The following is a 15,352-nucleotide window of genomic DNA, read 5'->3' as shown; positions in this document are numbered from 1 at the left end:
TGGTTCAGGATTGGTCGGCGGGCAGGCCCGTCCAGGGTTCAAGACGCGCCGCAGCCAGGGCTTCGAAAGCCCGGGCCCGACGTTTGACTTCATCCGGCGGCTCGCGGTCTTCCAGACGTTCACGCATCCATTCAAGCCCGGCCTGAAGCTCGGCAATGGCGCGATCAACATCTTCACGCTGACGCTGGAGTACGCGGATACGCTCTTCAAAACGGGTGATCGCCGGCTCCAAACGCTCGCGCCCACCTCGATCAATGGCCTCGAGGTCAAGGATTTCCTTGATTTCGTCGAGGGCAAAACCGACACGTTTCCCGCGTAGGATCAGGTCAACCCGCGCTCGGTCCGAAGCCGAGTAAACCCGGGCTGCGCCCCGTCGCTGTGGATGGATCATGCCCTTCTGTTCATAGAAACGAAGGGTTCGCGGCGTCACCCCGAATTCAAGGGACAGCTCGCGGATGGAAAATTCGGCGTCGGGCGTCACTGGCTTGATCATGCCCGGCATGTAACCTCGCGCTTACGCGAACGTCAACGTCAAATTTGAGCCTTTCAACATTTTCATGGCCACACCGGCACGGCAGACTTTTGGTTTGGCGTAAGACAGGGCAAACTGAAGCCCAAATTCAAAAACCGGTACCCGTTCATGCGTCTGACTGCCCTCGCCTCCACCGTCATCCTGGCACTGACCCTGATTGCGCCCGGTTCGGGTACTGCCCAGAGCCTTGTCCCCGCGCCTCGCGACACCAGCCCGCCGGACGAACCAGACTGGCCCGATCTGAGCGACCTCATCCTGCTCCCGCAAGAAGAGGCCCCCGAGCCGGTCGAACCCACTCCTGAAGACACGGCACGTCCTCCGGCAGGCCCCCATCTGGATCGCGAACAATATCTCGCTCGACGCGGCGAAAGCGCCCCGACCCACCGCCTGCGCTGGCGTGTTACCAGTTATTCGCTCGACAGTGTCGCCCAGAGCGAAACCATTCGAGATGTCATTATCGGTCCGGGTTATATTGCCGAGTTAAACGCGGACGGGCCAATAATCCTGGACTTCGAACTCGGTCGCCAACTAACCGCACACACGCGCACATCGCTGGACGAGACCGGTCGCGAAGTGCGTCAGACCGTGATGACCAATACCGCGCTCGGCGCCATCACTCATCGCAAGCTGAACGTCTTCTCGCGCATCACCGCCAATGGGGAGCTGGACGAGATTTCCGTCGGACCGGGCCTCAGCTTCGAACGCTTCTGGCTGGAAGGCGGACTCGGCATCAGCCTGACAGACACGGCACTGCACGAGACCGTGCTAGATGACAGCGCCCGCGAATATCGGCGCTCCGAGACCGGCAGCGTCATCTTTTCCATAACACCTGAAACTGGCCCCCAGACCGATACCCCGCGCACATCCAGCCCTGAAGCAGCACGCATGCTGCGAAGCTGGGTTCGGCACAACACGTCCATCCACCCGGCAGCATTGGGCCAGTGGCGCGCAACAGATGGCATCCCGCGGGAATTCACACTCTTGCTTTTCAGCCCGGCCAGTCCCGATGGCCGACGTGAAGTCTGGGAAAGACTCGATATGGACGCCGTTATCGACGACGGGTTCCCCTGGCCTGAGAATCTGCCCCTAGCCGGGCCGGACGCCTATGACATGCCGCAATCCCTATTGATTGCAGGATTCAGCGCCCTTGAGGCCCCCGACACCAGTCCGAGCCCGCAGGACTTTCTCGATGAAATGGAACGTCTGACAGGCGTCACCGACAAATCCGGCGCCTATCTGACCCTGAATCACGCGATGCAACACTATGGTCCGTGCAATCCGGGCACAGATACCGAGCTTTGCCAAGCGTATCGTCGACTGACCGTCAGTGGTTTGGGTGACAACCGCTTCGAGGGCGTCTTCACGGCAATCAGCGAAATCGGTCGCGATAGCTCGGCCGCCATGAATGGTCTGCAACCCTATCTCTACCGCCGGGACCTGGCAGGCGCCTCTGCCAATCTCCACGCCGCCCAGGCCCTGACCAGCCTGCGTCAGTCCGGATCGCGCGAGTTTGAAACCCTCAATCCGCTGACCTTGTTCAGCGAAGCCGCAGAAATCGACCCTTACGCCCCGATGACTTATTGGCATGCGGGCCGCTTTGCTGCGTCGGTTGATGATGTTGAAACGGCGTGGATGCTGTTTGACATTGCCCGCAACCTGCCCAACGCGGGAAATCTGCCCGCAACGGGTGACACAGACCTTCTGCTTGAGCAGATGCAGCTCCTGGCACCGGATTTCTACGCCGTGGAAACGGCGGACGAGTCGTTTGAGCCACTGCAACCCTGATCGGCAGTTATTAACAGGTTTAAGCCGCTATTAACCGAGTCGCGGACTCATAAAACCCGAGTCCAGACAGGGAGATCCCCGCCTGGGACTGAAGAAGGGTGTGGAAACACTACATTTAGCGTCTGCACCCTTGCTTTACACTATATTAACGCCCCGATAGCTTCGGGGCACTTGGTTAAGAGCGGGCGAATCGCATGTCCACCTCAGGGGGTCCCTGGAGCGTCAAAGGCATTGATCCACGTGCAAAGGCACGTGCGAAAACGGCTGCGCGCAAGGCTGGCGTCACCATGGGCGAGTGGCTCAACCGGGTCATTCTGGACGAAAATGGCGAGGCGATCCCCGATTGGGACGAAGCGCTGACGGCCTATCCCGGATTTGGTGGTCGCCAGGCGCTGGATACCGAGGAAGATCGCCTTCTGCGCTCCATGGTCAACCGGCTTGCCGACAAGGTGGAGAGCTCGGAGAACCTGTCCACCCAGGCACTCACAGAACTGGATGGCACGATCAACCAGCTCGCAGAGAAGGTCGCGCGTGTCGAAACCGATCGCCTGGCCGCCCTGGACGAAGCCCAGGCCAGTGTTGATCGAGTCAAATCCGCCCAAGATGACCTTAACTCGCGCGTCCGTGCGCTGGAGGCCTCAGACACCGGATCCGGCCTGTCCAGCGAGACGGCCAAGGCCTTTGAAACCACGCTGATGAAACTGGCCCGGCGGCTCTATCAGCATGAAAACGAGGTCTCCGGCCGTTTCCATGACGGCGAGGATACCGCCCGCGAACAGGCTGACACCACGCGGCGCATGGCCGAGAGTTTTGACGAACGGGTCAAACGTCTCGAGGAACGGGCCGCAGACTTCCGCGATCTGGCGAAAAAGCGCGATCTGCAAACCGGCAATGCCCTCAATGGTCTCCAGGAAGTAACCGAAAGCCTTCGCCGCCGTGTCGAGGGGGCCGAACGCGTCTCCCAGGACGCCGCGCGCACACTCGAGGACAGCGTCGGACGACTGGATGATCGCTTGCGGTCGCTGGAAACACGCAACTCCACCGACACGGTAGAGCTGGAACGACGCTTTGATCGCCTGTCCGAGGAGGTCGCGCGCATTGTGGCGCAGACCCGCGGACAGGTTGCCAACGCGCTGGGACAGCTCGCCAGTGAAAGCCGTGTAGACGGCCTCGAGAAAAACCTGACGGAGGCCCTCCAGAAGGTCGAGCGTGCCGAGCTGCGCCAAACCGATGGACTGCAGCGTATCGGTGATGAAATCACCCGGCTGGCCGGTGCTATTGATCGGCGTCTCACCGAGAGTGAGGAACGGACCCTGGCTGAGGCTCGCAAGGCCCGGTCGGAAGCTGAACTGGACCGGCGTTTCGACAGCATTCGCGAAGAAAACGAAGCCGCGCTGAAAACCCTTCAGACAGACAGCGATGTCGCGCTCAAGCGCATGGGCGAGGAGGTCTCGCGCATGGGCAAGACCCTGGCCGACCGCATTGCCCGCTCTGAAGCGCGCTCCAACGCCGCGATGAGCGCCGCGACGGATCGTGTCACCGAAGCCCTGGAACGCCTTGAACGGCAGCGCCGCAGCGAAGACAGTGAGAACGAGCTGGATGATCGTTTGCGCGAATCCGAGACCCGGACAGCCGAGCGCATCGAAACCGCGCTTGCCGGCGTGCAGGACCGGATGAGTTCGATCAAGACGGACACGGAAAACGCGCTGACCCCCGTCCAACGGGCCCTGACAGCTCTCGCGGACCGACTCGAAACTATTGAGAACCGCGCGCCAGAAACGCTGGATCGGGCCACCCCCGACACTGAGGCCGACGCGGAAACGGCCGCGGATGATTTCTCGACTCCCCTGCCGCAAGCTCCGGGCGCAGAGATCACGATGACCGAAGCACCGGCTGCGGCGCCCGCCGGCACTGCCGATAGCGGCCTTGAGGACGATCCTTTCCTGGCGGCCGCTGAAGCGGCGATGACAGCGCCTCAGACGGTCCAGCCCGAACCGGTGGACGCACCCATTCTGAGGGCACCACAACAGGCCCAAACGGAAGCGTCTGCGGCCTCCATGCCCGCAACAGCTCCGGTCACAGCTTCGGATTCTGTCGATCCGGCCCAGATGATCCTCCAGCCTGCCGCTCCGGTCGATACGGCTCAGGTCAATACAGATCAGGTCGAGGCCCGCATGGGCGTTCAACAGGCAACGCCACCCCACATTCCGTCCTCCCGTCGTATGGGAGCCACGGCCGATGCCGACTTCCTCGCTGCAGCTCGTGAGCGCACACGCGCGCCCGGCCACGGGTCTCCCTACAATGCCTATGAGACGGACAAGTCCGGCGGAGGTCGCATCCTGCTGTCGATTCTGCTGGGTCTGGGGCTTTTGACCATGATCGCGCTGGTCGGCATGCTGATCTGGGAAAACCTGTCCGGTCCCGCAGCCTCCAGCGAACAGACGTCATCAGCACTCTCCCAGGAGGCTCTGGCCTCGGCCCTGAGCAACGAGACAACGCCCGCCGCTCCCGGAAACATCGTTGCCGACAATTCCGGCACCGTTCTGCCAGCAGAGACCGAAGTCGAGGAACCTCCAGCCTCCAGCATGTCTGGACGCAGCGACGAACCCGTCCAACGGATCGACGCCCCGGCGCAGTCTGAACCCCGATCCACACCGCCAACAACGCCCACGCAATCCTCTGCTCCCGCAGAAGCCTCCCCTGTTGCTACGGCCGCTGCCGCAACGCCCCCTGCCGAGACGGCCCCTATCGCGACGGCCGCAGATCCAGGACGCCCACCCGTCACGCTGGAAAGTGCGGCCTCGGATGGCAATCCTGTGGCCCGCTACATGTTGGGCGCGAACCTGCTCGAACAAGGCAATACGCAGGCCGCAGCGATTTTGCTGCGCCGCGCCGCCGAACAGGGCATTCCGGCTGCGCAATATCGCTATGGTATTCTGCTCGAAGACGGTGAGGGTGTAGACGCCAATGTCGACGAGGCCCGCCAGTGGGTTGAGCGTGCGGCCAACTCCGGACACCGTCGCGCCATGTATCGCCTGGGCGTGATGTATCATTTCGGACGCGGCACCGAGCGCAATGATGAAACGGCAGCCCGCTGGTTCGAAGAAGCCTCACTGCTCGGACTGGCGGATGCCCAGTTCAACCTGGCCATGCTGTTTGAACGCGGCCAAGGCGTTCCGCAAAGCCCTGCCGACGCCTTCGCGTGGTATACCATTGCCGCTGCCGGCGGTGATACTGAGGCCGCAGAGCGTGCCCGTATCATCGGCGAAACCCTGCCCCAGGGTGCCCGAGACGAAGCCGGTTCCGTCGCCAGCGGGTTCCAGCCGCGCCCGATCGATCCGGAAGCCAACGGGCTTTACACCGATCAACCCTGGGACCGGGTCGCTACCGCCGATCCGGAAATGGTACGCCGCGCCCAAGGCTTCCTGTCTGTGCTGGGTTATCAACCCGGAACAATTGACGGGATGATGGGAGATCGCACCCGCACTGCCATCCGCCAGTTCCAGGCAGACAATGCTATGCCCCGCACCGGCCGCGTCGATACAGTCCTTCTGGACCGTCTCGAACAGGCGGTCGCGGGCTAGGGCGGGGTCGTGCAGATCTACCTCCCGATCGCGGAAGTCTCTGTCAATCTGTTTGTCTTGTTGGGCCTGGGCGCAGGCGTTGGGTTTCTCTCCGGCATGTTCGGGGTCGGCGGTGGGTTCCTGATGACGCCCCTCCTGATCTTCATCGGCATCCCCCCTGTTGTGGCAGTGTCGACTGAAGCCAATCAGATCGTCGCCTCATCGGCGTCAGGCGCCCTCGTGCACTGGAAACGCCGAACCCTAGACGCCAAAATGGGCTCACTCTTGTTGGTCGGCGGGGCCTTGGGCTCGATCACCGGTGTCCAGCTTGTGGTTACTCTCACCCGACTGGGCCAGATCGATACGATCATCTCGCTGAGTTATGTGACGTTTCTGGGCGTCATCGGCGGTTTGATGATGGTGGAGAGCGCCCGTGCTATCCTGCGTCAGCGCGCCTCTGCTCAGACCGGTCAGCCGGTTCGTGCGCCTCGCCGGAAGCGCGGCTGGATTGATGCCCTGCCGTTCAAAATGCGCTTCCCGCGTTCCGGCCTCTACATCTCCGTGATCCCGCCCATTGCGATCGGCTTTTTTGTCGGCACGCTAGCGGCAATCATGGGCGTAGGCGGCGGTTTTGTGATGGTTCCGGCGATGATTTATCTGCTGCGCATGCCGACCAACGTCGTCATCGGGACCAGCCTGTTCCAGATCCTGTTTGTGACGGCTCTGACCACCGTACTCCAGGCCACCCAGAACCAGACCGTGGATATTGTCCTCGCGATGAGCCTGATCGTCGGCGGCGTGATCGGCGCCCAGTTCGGGGCCCGGGCCGGTCGCCACATCAAGGCCGAGGAATTGCGCGCTCTGCTCGCTGCCATGGTTCTGGTGGTGTGCGGCAAGCTCGTCTTCGATCTGGTTGTTACCCCGGAAGACCTGTTCGCGGTTATCCCGCGCGGCGGTGGAGGACATTAGATGCTCACCGCCCTGCTTTGCGCCCTTAGCCTGCAATCCGCCACACTCGACGAACCGCCGATGATCATGGCGGCCCTTACGCAGGAGACCGTCGAGATCCGATCAGACTTTGCCGGAGCTGAGCTGGTCCTGTTTGGTGCGACGCGCGGCCTAACCCTGCGTGACGAGATTATCGTGGTGCTGCGTGGACCGGAGGAAAACCTCCGCGTCATGCAGAAAGCGCGCAGTTTTGGCGTCTGGCTCAATCGCGACCCCATCGCCTTTGAGGATGTGCCCGGCTTCTACGCCATCGCAGCCACCCGTCCGCTCGACGAGTTTGCTGACCCGGCCGAGCTCATCGAAAACGAGCTGGGCATAGCCCCGGTTCTGGCGGCCCGTCAGTCTGAACCTCTGGAAGGCGGTGCGGTCGATGCCGCCCTGGCCAGCGCCGCGCTGGCGCCCTATCGCGAGGCCATTGCGCGCGCCATGAGCCGTGACGGTTTGTTCTCGGCCAATGAGCGCGGCGTGGAAGTTCTGGATGGTGGAATCTTTCGCGCCCGCCTGATGTTGCCGCCGCTCACACCGGTCGGGGATTACACCGCGGATGTCTATCTGTTTCGTGATGGCCATCGCGTGGCCTCGCGCTCGGTCTCCCTGCGCGTGGAGAAGGCCGGCATCGAACGGGTGCTCTACGGTTTTGCCCACGGCGCGCCGCTGATCTATGGCCTGTTCTGCGTCGCTCTGGCCATGCTGGCCGGCTATGTTGCATCGGCTATTTTCAACCGTGACTGACCCTGTTCCGCCGTCCGGCCCGCCCTATGTCTAATGACATGAATGATAATCGTCCCTCCCCGACAGACACGCCAAGAATGGCGCAATGGCTGGGCATGGGTGGCTGGATCCCGTTCTGGTTTCCCGTCGCCCTGTCCGTCCAGGCCTGGCTGAGCGATCGCAGTGCCGCAGCCGAAGAGGCACTCTTCACCATTTATGCCGCGCTTATTCTCAGCTTCCTGGGCGGGGTAAGATGGGGGCAGGCGGTCGCCCTTCCCGGTCCCCGACTGAACCGCACCCTGTTCCTCTCAGTGGGAGGGTGTCTGATTGGCCTGCTTGCGGCCTTTATACACTGGCTGGGCTATCCCATGATGGCCTGGGCCCTGCTGGCACTGGCGCTACTGGGCCATGCCCGCTGGGACCGGGACGCCGTCAAACGCGGAGATCTGCCAGACTGGTTCGGCCGCCTGCGCACGACGCTCACCCTGGGCGCGATCGTGTCCGCACTGGCGATGATGCTGGTCTATAATCTGGCGCGCAGCTGAGATCGATCCGGCAGGAGACGTCGGGCGCCGACCGGATAGAGCTTGTCGCGCCCCAGGATCACCACATCCGGGCGCTGTCCGAAGACGACACCAAAGGCCTCATCACAGACATTCAACCCGCCCGTATAGGCCCCGAAAGCCGGCAGTATGAGGCGGTCCGGCCCCAGCGCAAAACACCGTCGGCGCACGCTGCGTCCCTGCCCGCTTACCTTGGCGCATGGATGGAGATGACCCGCGATCTCGCCCGGGTGGTCTCCCTCGAGCGGTTCATGACGAAACCTCAGACCCTGCATCTCGAGTGTGTGCCGGACCCGTCCGCCCAGATGCGCGGGAGGATGCGGGTCATGATTGCCCTCGATCCACACCCAGTCCTCCACCCGGCCCACCAGCGCCTGCAGGGCCGCACGATCGTGCGCATCCATGCGAGCCTCGGCCGCGAGATCATGAAAACTGTCACCCAGCGCGATCACCTGTCGGGGGGTGTAATGCGCGATCAGCGCGCCCAGACGGCGTAATGTGGTGCGGCTGTCATAAGGCGGCAGAAGCTGACCGGTGGCCGCATAGGATGACCCCTTTTCGAAATGAAGGTCCGAGACAACCAGAGTCTGGCTGTCCGGCAGGACCAGGGCCCCGTCGACATCGGCCAACACTCGCACTCCAGCCAGTGTCAGCGCAGTCACCGCACGTCGTGTTGAGGCGCCGGGAGAGCGGGTTTCTGAAGAGGGTGCAGAGGGATTCGTCATGAACGGAATCTAGCGCTTTCCTGTCGCTTCGGCGATCAGATCTTCGGCATTCTCCTCGAGTATGCTCTCATGCCCCTCGCCGTGGATGGCTTCCTTGCCAATCTCCAGCATCACCGGAACAGCCAGCGGGGAAATACGGTCCAGATCCAGGTGCCGTATGCCAGCCTGAAACCGCGCAAGCGCATCCCCCAAACGATGAATATCCAGCAGGCCGCGTCCGGCATCACGCCAGGCCGCCTGCAGAACGACATGGTCGGGTTCGTGTTCGCGCAGGACATTATAGATGAGATCAGTGGAGAAGGTGACCTGACGTCCGCTCTTCTCCATGCCGGGCAAACGCCGCTCAATCAGACCGGCAATGACCGCACAATGACGGAAGGTACGCTTCATCAGGTCACTTTCTGCCAGCCAGGCGTCAAGATCATCGCCCAGCATGTCTTCGGCGAACAGGCTCGCCATATCGACCCCCGACAGGTCCCGCAACGCCCACACTGACACGGCGTATTCATTGGCGACAAAACCCATCGGCCGCAGGCCCAGACGTTCCAGACGTCGTGTCAGCAACATGCCCAGGGTCTGGTGCGCCAGCCGCCCCTCAAACGGATAACAGACGAGATAGTATTTCGCATGGCGTGGAAAGGTCTCCACCAGCAGGCCGGCCGCCTGTGGCAGGGCAGACACCGCCTTTTGCAGCTCCAGCCAGTCCTGGACCTGTGCGGGGAGATGCGTCCAGGCAGACGGATCCTGCACCATGTCTCGCACCCGTTCCGCCAGATAGGTAGAGAGCGGAAACTTGCCGCCATTATAGGTGGGGATTTTCGGGGTGTCGGAGCTGGACCGGGACACACGCACTTGCAGGGCGTCGATCGCCTCGAACGTCAGGATCTGACCTGCAAACATGAAGCTGTCGCCCGGCACCATCATCTCGACGAACCATTCTTCGACCTCTCCCAGTACCCGGCCGCCATAACTGCCCTTGCCCAGCACCACTTTCAGCATCGGTGCCTCGACAATCGTGCCGACATTCAAGCGGTGTTTCTGGGCGATCTGGGGAGTGCGCGGTTCCCAGAGCCCCTCCCGGTTTTTTACCAGTCGGCGAAACCGGTCATAGCTTTCCAGAGCATAGCCACCTGAGACGGTGAAATCGAAAATACGGTCGAAAGTCTCTCGCGAAAGATCGGCGTAGGGAGCAGCCTGCCGAACTTCCGTGAAAAGCGCCCCGGTCTCAAGGGGCGCGCCGCATGCCCGCCCCATCATATGCTGCGCGAGTACGTCCCAGGCTCCCGGCCCCAACGCTTCACCATCGAGCGCGTGTTCAGCCACCGCGGCCCGTGCCGCCTCACATTCGAGATGTTCAAACCGGTTCGTGGGCGCCAGCAACGCCTTTGACGGGCTGTCGAGCCGGTGATTGGACCGTCCCAGGCGCTGGATCAGACGCGAGGACCCTTTGGGCGCGCCCAGCTGGATCACCAAGTCCACATCACCCCAGTCAATACCCAGATCGAGGGTGGACGTGCACACCACCGCCTTGAGGCGCCCGGCAGCCATGGCAGCCTCCACCTTGCGTCTTTGCTCGACCGCCAAGGACCCATGATGAAGCGCGATGGGCAGCGAGTCTTCATTGATCGACCATAGCGACTGGAACGTCATTTCAGCCTGGGAGCGGGTATTCACAAAGATCAGGCTGAGCCGTGCCTGCTGGATACGCGCATAGATCTCCTCCAGCGCATGCTGACCACTATGTCCGGCCCATGGGATGCGCGTATTGGGCGAAAGGATCTCCACCTCGGGCCGTGCACCAGCGGCACCGCGTACGATCCGGGCCTGGTTCGTTCCCGTCGCACAGTGTTGGGGAACCAGCCAGCGCGCGAGTCCCGCCTCGTCCGCGATCGTCGCCGACAGGCCGACCCGCTGGGCCTCCGGTGCCCATTGCCGGATGGCGGCCAGACCCAGCGAGAGAAGATCACCACGTTTTTGCGGGGCCAGGGCATGGATTTCGTCAATGATGATCCGCTGTAGGTCCCCAAAAAACGCACCCGCGTTCGGCGACGCACACAAGAGCGCGATCTGTTCCGGTGTCGTCAGCAGGATATCAGGCGGTCTGGCACGCTGGCGCTGTCGCCGCGCAACCGGGGTGTCGCCCGTGCGGGTCTCGATCCGGATATCCAGCCCCATCTCCTCCACCGGCCCAGTGAGATTGCGGGCGACATCCACAGACAAGGCCTTGAGCGGCGAGATATACAGTGTGTGCAGGCTATGGGGTCGTTTGCGCCCGCCTTCCAGCGCCGACAATTCGGCCAGGCTCGGCAGGAAGCCCCCCAGGGTCTTGCCACCACCCGTTGGTGCTATCAGGAGGGCGTCTTCACCCGCATAGGCGGCCTCGATCATTTCGGCCTGGTGCGCCCGCACCTGCCAGCCGCGTGACGCAAACCAGTGCTCGATAACAGGGGGCAAGGACGGGGCGGAAACGGTCATGGGTCAAACCTAGCGTCACCCCAGCATCATACCACCCCCACTCAACACCCATAACAAGCTGAGCATATCTCCCTTGGCCCGAGCCCCGGGGGGACCGGTTCACAACTTGTCCCCCTGTTCCTGCCCCCCGGGCTCTGCCATGATTTCACCTCATTGAGAGGGAGTGCCCCATGGCCCATGCTGTGATCGAACGTTTCAAGGCGCTGGATAGTGCTTTCCATGCTCGCGCCAATCGCAGCGAACGCCTGGCCGCCCGGTTTGCCGCGCTGGCCTCAATCAATTCCGAACACGACATTGATGCGCATATCGAACGCAGTTTCGAACTTCGCCAAAAGCTGAACGAGCGCTTGGGCGCGTTTCGAGCCCCCTCTAGCACAATGAGGCTGGTCTATGCTGCCGCCCTGGCCAGCGCAGACCGGTCGGCGAAGGATTTCTTCCTGATGCGGGCCGCCCTGGCCTCAACGCGCAAGCAGAGAGGCGGGCGCGCGCTCTCACAGGGCGGATCTGTGGCTGCGCTTGCGCTCACCGTTACCCGGGGCGATCTCGATCAGACCGGCCGTTTTTTCGATACACTCGAAGCGGTCAAGGCCCCGTGGTGGCGCCGCGAGGCCACACGCGAGGAAGTGCTCGCTGCCACAACAACGGCGCTGGGCGAAACACCCGTCACCGCGCAAGCCCGTCTGAGCCAGGCCCGCGACACGCTGTCCGCGGCCGGTGTGCCTCGCAGTCATGCAGAAGCCGCCGCCTATGAAGTCGCCTGGCTCGCGCCGGATCCGGGCGAACTGGCTTCGGCATGGACGGTCCTGAACACGGCTGTACGAGGCCGGGGGGAATTGCGTCATGGCTTGGGGAAAACCGGCCTGGCTATTCTCGCCGCGCAGGGCCCGGGACATGCCACTGCGGATGCCCTGGTCGATAGCTTTGAGACCGTGCGCGCTCTTAAACCCAAGGCCACCGGCCAGGTGGCGGCTCGTATTGCCATGCGCCTGGCTCAGGCTCAGATCGGTCAAACAGGCCCGATCGCCGCAGCACGCGATCTGGCGGCTATTCTGGCCGCCCAGGCCGCAATGATTGCCGCCGTCACTGCGTCGACAACTGCAGCTACCGTGGCTGCAACCAGCTAGAGACGGTTCATTTGGTGTTCAGGCGAGAATAGCCTTAGTCTCCCGCTTTTCCGTCACACGTGACGCAAGCTGGGGACTATAATGGACACCGAAACCTGGTTGAATGAAGACACAACCGCCGCCCTGATTGAGATGGGCATGAACGCCGCCGTCAATGTGGTTCTGGCCGCGCTCATTCTGATTATTGGCCTGATCGTGGCCGGCCTTATCAAAGGGGCCGTTCGCAAAGCCGCCCTGAAGAGCGAGCGCATCGACGATACGCTGGGCAATTTCTTTGCGTCTCTCGCCTATTACGGTGCCATGGCGGTGGTGTTCATCGCCGTTCTTGGACAATTTGGCGTGCAAACCACCTCCATCGTCGCCGCATTGGGTGCTGCGACCCTGGCCATTGGCCTCGCGCTGCAAGGCACGCTGTCCAATCTGGCGGCGGGCGTCATGCTGATCCTCTTCCGCCCTTATCAGTTGGGCGACTGGGTTGATGTCGCGGGTCAGTCCGGATCCGTCAAAGATGTCAACCTCTTCACCACTGAACTGGCGACGGGTGACAACAAGAAGGTTATCATCCCCAACGGAGCCGCCTGGGGCGATACGATCGTCAATTATTCGGCCAATCCGACCCGGCGCGTCGATCTCGTATTCTCCATCGACTATGCCGACAATATCGACACCGCCATGGCCATCATCGAGGAAACGCTCAATGCCGATGAACGGGTTCACAAGGACCCAGCCGTCTTCACCGCGGTTGCCGCCCATGGCGGTTCATCGGTGGATATTGTGACGCGGGCCTGGTGTGACGCCGGCGATTATTGGGGCGTTCATTTCGACGCGCTCAAGAACGTCAAGGAAGCCTTTGACGCCAAGGGCATTTCCATCCCGTATCCGCACCAGGTCAATATCGCACGCAAGGCCTGATATCGGGCACACCGAACTCCTGTGGGGCGCATCCCGGTTTTGCCGTGTTTGCGCCCCATTCCATGGTAAGCTGTGCTCCAATGAGGGATGCAGGAAACGGGAAACCCCATGTCCAGTGATCAACCGGCCCAGCCGGAAAACGAGAACACATTCGCCAAGCGTCTGCTTCGTATCGGGACTGGCGACATTATTCGCATCGTTGTCATCAGTATTCTGGTCGGCATTATCCTGGCAGCGCTCAACGTCAATCCGCGGCGCTTGTGGGTCGATCTGTTCGGCACGATCGGTGAGGCCTGGGCCCGCTTTATCTCCCTGCTGGGAGACAGCGTCTTCTGGGCCATCGACTATTTCCTGCTGGGCGCCGTTCTGGTTGTTCCCATCTGGCTGGTCTATCGCCTGCTCAGCTCTGTCGGCAAACGCTGACACCTGTCTGGTTCTTCCCGTCGCCCGGGCCCGGCCTGCGCGTTAGAGTGCTCGCACACGGGTCGAACCGAGGATAAACATGAGTGATGATCTTCAGGCGCTGCTGGACGAGCTGGCGCCGCTTCTTGTGGACGGGTCTCCCCACGCCCAGGCGCTGGGCCTGTCTCTGGTCTCTATCTCGCCGGGCGAGGTGGTGCTCAAAGCCCCTTATCGTGAAGATCTGATTGGCGATCCGGAAACCGGAACGCTGCACGGAGGTGTTATTACGGCGCTGCTGGACCATGCGGCGGGGACGGCAGCCTTCGCCGGCCTGGGGGCCAAGGAAGCGCCTGCAACGCTGGATCTGCGGATCGATTACAGCCGCCCCGCCGAGCCGGGCAAGGATGTCATCGCAACCGCGCAATGTCTGAAATCCCATGGACTGATCGCCTTTGTGCGCGCCATCGCCCATGACGGGGATCCGGACGATCCCGTCGCGATCGCCCAGGCCGCCTTCATGATTTCAAAACCGTCCGTCGAGGCGCGAAAGCGGGTTCAATCTGACGCGAACCGGGGGACGTCCTCATGAGCCGCGATTTGATCGAGACCCTGGTCAACACGCCCTATGTTTCCCGCTTTGGTGTTCGGCTGGACTGTGCGGGGGACGAGCTGACCGGCATTCTGCCCTATGATGAAAGCCTGATCGGCAACCCCCTTCTGCCAGCGCTGCATGGCGGGGCCGTCGGGGCCTTCATGGAGATCGTGGCGGCCGGTGCCCTTCTGACCGAACAACCCCTCACGCGCCTGCCCAAACCCATCGATGTCGCAGTGGATTATTTGCGCCCCGGCCGGCCGCAAGACGTGTATGGCCGCGCCATAGTCAATCGCTCCGGACGGCGTGTCGCCAATGTCAGAGTCGAGGCCTGGCAGAACCGTCGCGGCTCGCCGATTGCCACATTACACGGGCACTTCCTCATCACGCCGACCTCGACAGAAGAATAATCGAAGCTTTTCAGAATATTCGATAAAGATTACCACGATTTCAGGATGACACGTTTATTAATCTCCTGAAAGGATTGCATTTTTGCATGATTATCCTGCCGAAAAGCGGGCGTTTTGTCACAGGATCGCCACACGAATAGGACACACAGCCCTCGTTGAACGACGGCATTTCCCGACACGATCGTCGTCAACACCACAGTGCCCCGTCGATCAAAAGGTTTTCACGATGTTCTCCCGTATTTTCACTGCCGCCGCTTTCGCCGCCATCGCATCCACCGCTGCTCTGGCTGACTCCCGTTCTGTCGAAATCGAGTACAACGTTGCCACCATGGCTGACGCCTCGGCTCGCGAAGCTCTGTACGCCGAGATCCAGGGCGCTGCCCGCTCTGTCTGCGAGACCCGTTCTGCCCGCACGCTGGTTGAAGCTCGCATCGCACGCCAGTGCGTTACCGAAGCTGTTGAAGGCGCCATGGACCAGCTGAACACAACGCTCGCCGCTCGCAATATCGAGACCGGCACGGCAACGGTTGAAGTCCGCTAAGCTTCAAAC

General features: G+C 62.1%; 14 protein-coding genes. 11 read left to right on the top strand and 3 right to left on the bottom strand.

Features of this window, described 5'->3' with window-relative positions:
- Positions 1-4 precede the first annotated feature (4 nt).
- Positions 5-493 carry a MerR family transcriptional regulator gene (locus tag RMQ97_RS11765; protein ID WP_413661076.1) on the bottom strand — a complete coding sequence of 163 codons (489 nt, stop codon included), beginning with the start codon at positions 491-493 and terminating at the stop codon, positions 5-7.
- A gap of 147 nt (positions 494-640) precedes the next feature.
- On the opposite strand from RMQ97_RS11765, the gene RMQ97_RS11760 reads away from it, so the two are divergent.
- From RMQ97_RS11760 to RMQ97_RS11740, 5 genes are all read left to right on the top strand, one after another.
- Positions 641-2,317 carry a hypothetical protein gene (locus RMQ97_RS11760; RefSeq protein WP_413661075.1) on the top strand — a complete coding sequence of 559 codons (1,677 nt, stop codon included), beginning with the start codon at positions 641-643 and terminating at the stop codon, positions 2,315-2,317.
- A gap of 194 nt (positions 2,318-2,511) precedes the next feature.
- Complete coding sequence (locus RMQ97_RS11755) at positions 2,512-5,901, top strand: peptidoglycan-binding protein (RefSeq protein ID WP_413661074.1); 3,390 nt, start codon at positions 2,512-2,514, stop codon at positions 5,899-5,901.
- A gap of 9 nt (positions 5,902-5,910) precedes the next feature.
- Positions 5,911-6,849 carry a sulfite exporter TauE/SafE family protein gene (locus RMQ97_RS11750; RefSeq protein ID WP_413661073.1) on the top strand — a complete coding sequence of 313 codons (939 nt, stop codon included), beginning with the start codon at positions 5,911-5,913 and terminating at the stop codon, positions 6,847-6,849.
- The gene (locus tag RMQ97_RS11745; protein WP_413661072.1) at positions 6,850-7,620 is read left to right on the top strand and encodes a TIGR02186 family protein; all 771 of its coding nucleotides are present in this window, start codon (positions 6,850-6,852) and stop codon (positions 7,618-7,620) included. It abuts the gene before it with no gap.
- Positions 7,621-7,646: 26 nt separating this feature from the next.
- On the top strand, positions 7,647-8,144 hold the full coding sequence (locus RMQ97_RS11740) for a DUF3429 domain-containing protein (protein WP_413661071.1): 498 nt from the start codon (positions 7,647-7,649) through the stop codon (positions 8,142-8,144).
- Here the strand turns inward: RMQ97_RS11740 and pdeM are convergent.
- The gene (pdeM, locus tag RMQ97_RS11735; RefSeq protein WP_413661070.1) at positions 8,123-8,887 is read right to left on the bottom strand and encodes a ligase-associated DNA damage response endonuclease PdeM; all 765 of its coding nucleotides are present in this window, start codon (positions 8,885-8,887) and stop codon (positions 8,123-8,125) included. The genes RMQ97_RS11740 and pdeM overlap by 22 nt on opposite strands.
- Before the next feature lie 9 nt (positions 8,888-8,896).
- On the bottom strand, positions 8,897-11,362 hold the full coding sequence (locus RMQ97_RS11730) for a ligase-associated DNA damage response DEXH box helicase (protein ID WP_413661069.1): 2,466 nt from the start codon (positions 11,360-11,362) through the stop codon (positions 8,897-8,899).
- A 170-nt stretch (positions 11,363-11,532) separates the two neighbouring features.
- On the opposite strand from RMQ97_RS11730, the gene RMQ97_RS11725 reads away from it, so the two are divergent.
- The 6 genes from RMQ97_RS11725 (at position 11,533) to RMQ97_RS11700 (ending at position 15,343) form a co-directional block, all read left to right on the top strand.
- A complete protein-coding gene (locus RMQ97_RS11725) occupies positions 11,533-12,486 on the top strand; it encodes a hypothetical protein (protein WP_413661068.1) in 954 nt (317 codons plus the stop codon).
- 81 nt (positions 12,487-12,567) lie between these two features.
- Positions 12,568-13,398, top strand: coding sequence for a mechanosensitive ion channel family protein (locus RMQ97_RS11720; protein ID WP_413661067.1), 831 nt, complete (start codon positions 12,568-12,570; stop codon positions 13,396-13,398).
- Between the two features lie 108 nt (positions 13,399-13,506).
- Positions 13,507-13,821: a DUF6460 domain-containing protein gene (locus RMQ97_RS11715; RefSeq protein WP_413661066.1), complete on the top strand. Its 315-nt coding sequence runs from the start codon at positions 13,507-13,509 to the stop codon at positions 13,819-13,821.
- Between the two features lie 79 nt (positions 13,822-13,900).
- The gene (locus RMQ97_RS11710) at positions 13,901-14,389 is read left to right on the top strand and encodes a PaaI family thioesterase (RefSeq protein WP_413661065.1); all 489 of its coding nucleotides are present in this window, start codon (positions 13,901-13,903) and stop codon (positions 14,387-14,389) included.
- On the top strand, positions 14,386-14,802 hold the full coding sequence (locus tag RMQ97_RS11705) for a PaaI family thioesterase (RefSeq protein WP_413661064.1): 417 nt from the start codon (positions 14,386-14,388) through the stop codon (positions 14,800-14,802). Before RMQ97_RS11710 ends, RMQ97_RS11705 begins: the two co-directional genes overlap by 4 nt.
- Positions 14,803-15,028: 226 nt before the next feature.
- Entirely contained in the window at positions 15,029-15,343 is a 315-nt protein-coding gene (locus RMQ97_RS11700) for a UrcA family protein (protein WP_413661063.1), read from the top strand.
- Positions 15,344-15,352 lie beyond the last annotated feature (9 nt).

Source organism: Maricaulis sp. D1M11 (assembly GCF_047308265.1).
Lineage (GTDB): Bacteria > Pseudomonadota > Alphaproteobacteria > Caulobacterales > Maricaulaceae > Maricaulis.
The sequence above is the reverse complement of the archived record's forward strand: the minus strand, read 5'-3'. Positions and strand labels throughout refer to the sequence as shown.

Coding starts and splice junctions, on each gene's coding strand:
- RMQ97_RS11765 (WP_413661076.1), bottom strand. CDS start 493: ATGATCAAGCCAGTGACGCCCGACGCCGAATTTTCCATCCGCGAGCTG.
- RMQ97_RS11700 (WP_413661063.1), top strand. CDS start 15,029: ATGTTCTCCCGTATTTTCACTGCCGCCGCTTTCGCCGCCATCGCATCC.
- pdeM (WP_413661070.1), bottom strand. CDS start 8,887: ATGACGAATCCCTCTGCACCCTCTTCAGAAACCCGCTCTCCCGGCGCC.
- RMQ97_RS11715 (WP_413661066.1), top strand. CDS start 13,507: ATGTCCAGTGATCAACCGGCCCAGCCGGAAAACGAGAACACATTCGCC.
- RMQ97_RS11745 (WP_413661072.1), top strand. CDS start 6,850: ATGCTCACCGCCCTGCTTTGCGCCCTTAGCCTGCAATCCGCCACACTC.
- RMQ97_RS11760 (WP_413661075.1), top strand. CDS start 641: ATGCGTCTGACTGCCCTCGCCTCCACCGTCATCCTGGCACTGACCCTG.
- RMQ97_RS11755 (WP_413661074.1), top strand. CDS start 2,512: ATGTCCACCTCAGGGGGTCCCTGGAGCGTCAAAGGCATTGATCCACGT.
- RMQ97_RS11730 (WP_413661069.1), bottom strand. CDS start 11,362: ATGACCGTTTCCGCCCCGTCCTTGCCCCCTGTTATCGAGCACTGGTTT.
- RMQ97_RS11725 (WP_413661068.1), top strand. CDS start 11,533: ATGGCCCATGCTGTGATCGAACGTTTCAAGGCGCTGGATAGTGCTTTC.
- RMQ97_RS11710 (WP_413661065.1), top strand. CDS start 13,901: ATGAGTGATGATCTTCAGGCGCTGCTGGACGAGCTGGCGCCGCTTCTT.
- RMQ97_RS11740 (WP_413661071.1), top strand. CDS start 7,647: ATGTCTAATGACATGAATGATAATCGTCCCTCCCCGACAGACACGCCA.
- RMQ97_RS11705 (WP_413661064.1), top strand. CDS start 14,386: ATGAGCCGCGATTTGATCGAGACCCTGGTCAACACGCCCTATGTTTCC.
- RMQ97_RS11720 (WP_413661067.1), top strand. CDS start 12,568: ATGGACACCGAAACCTGGTTGAATGAAGACACAACCGCCGCCCTGATT.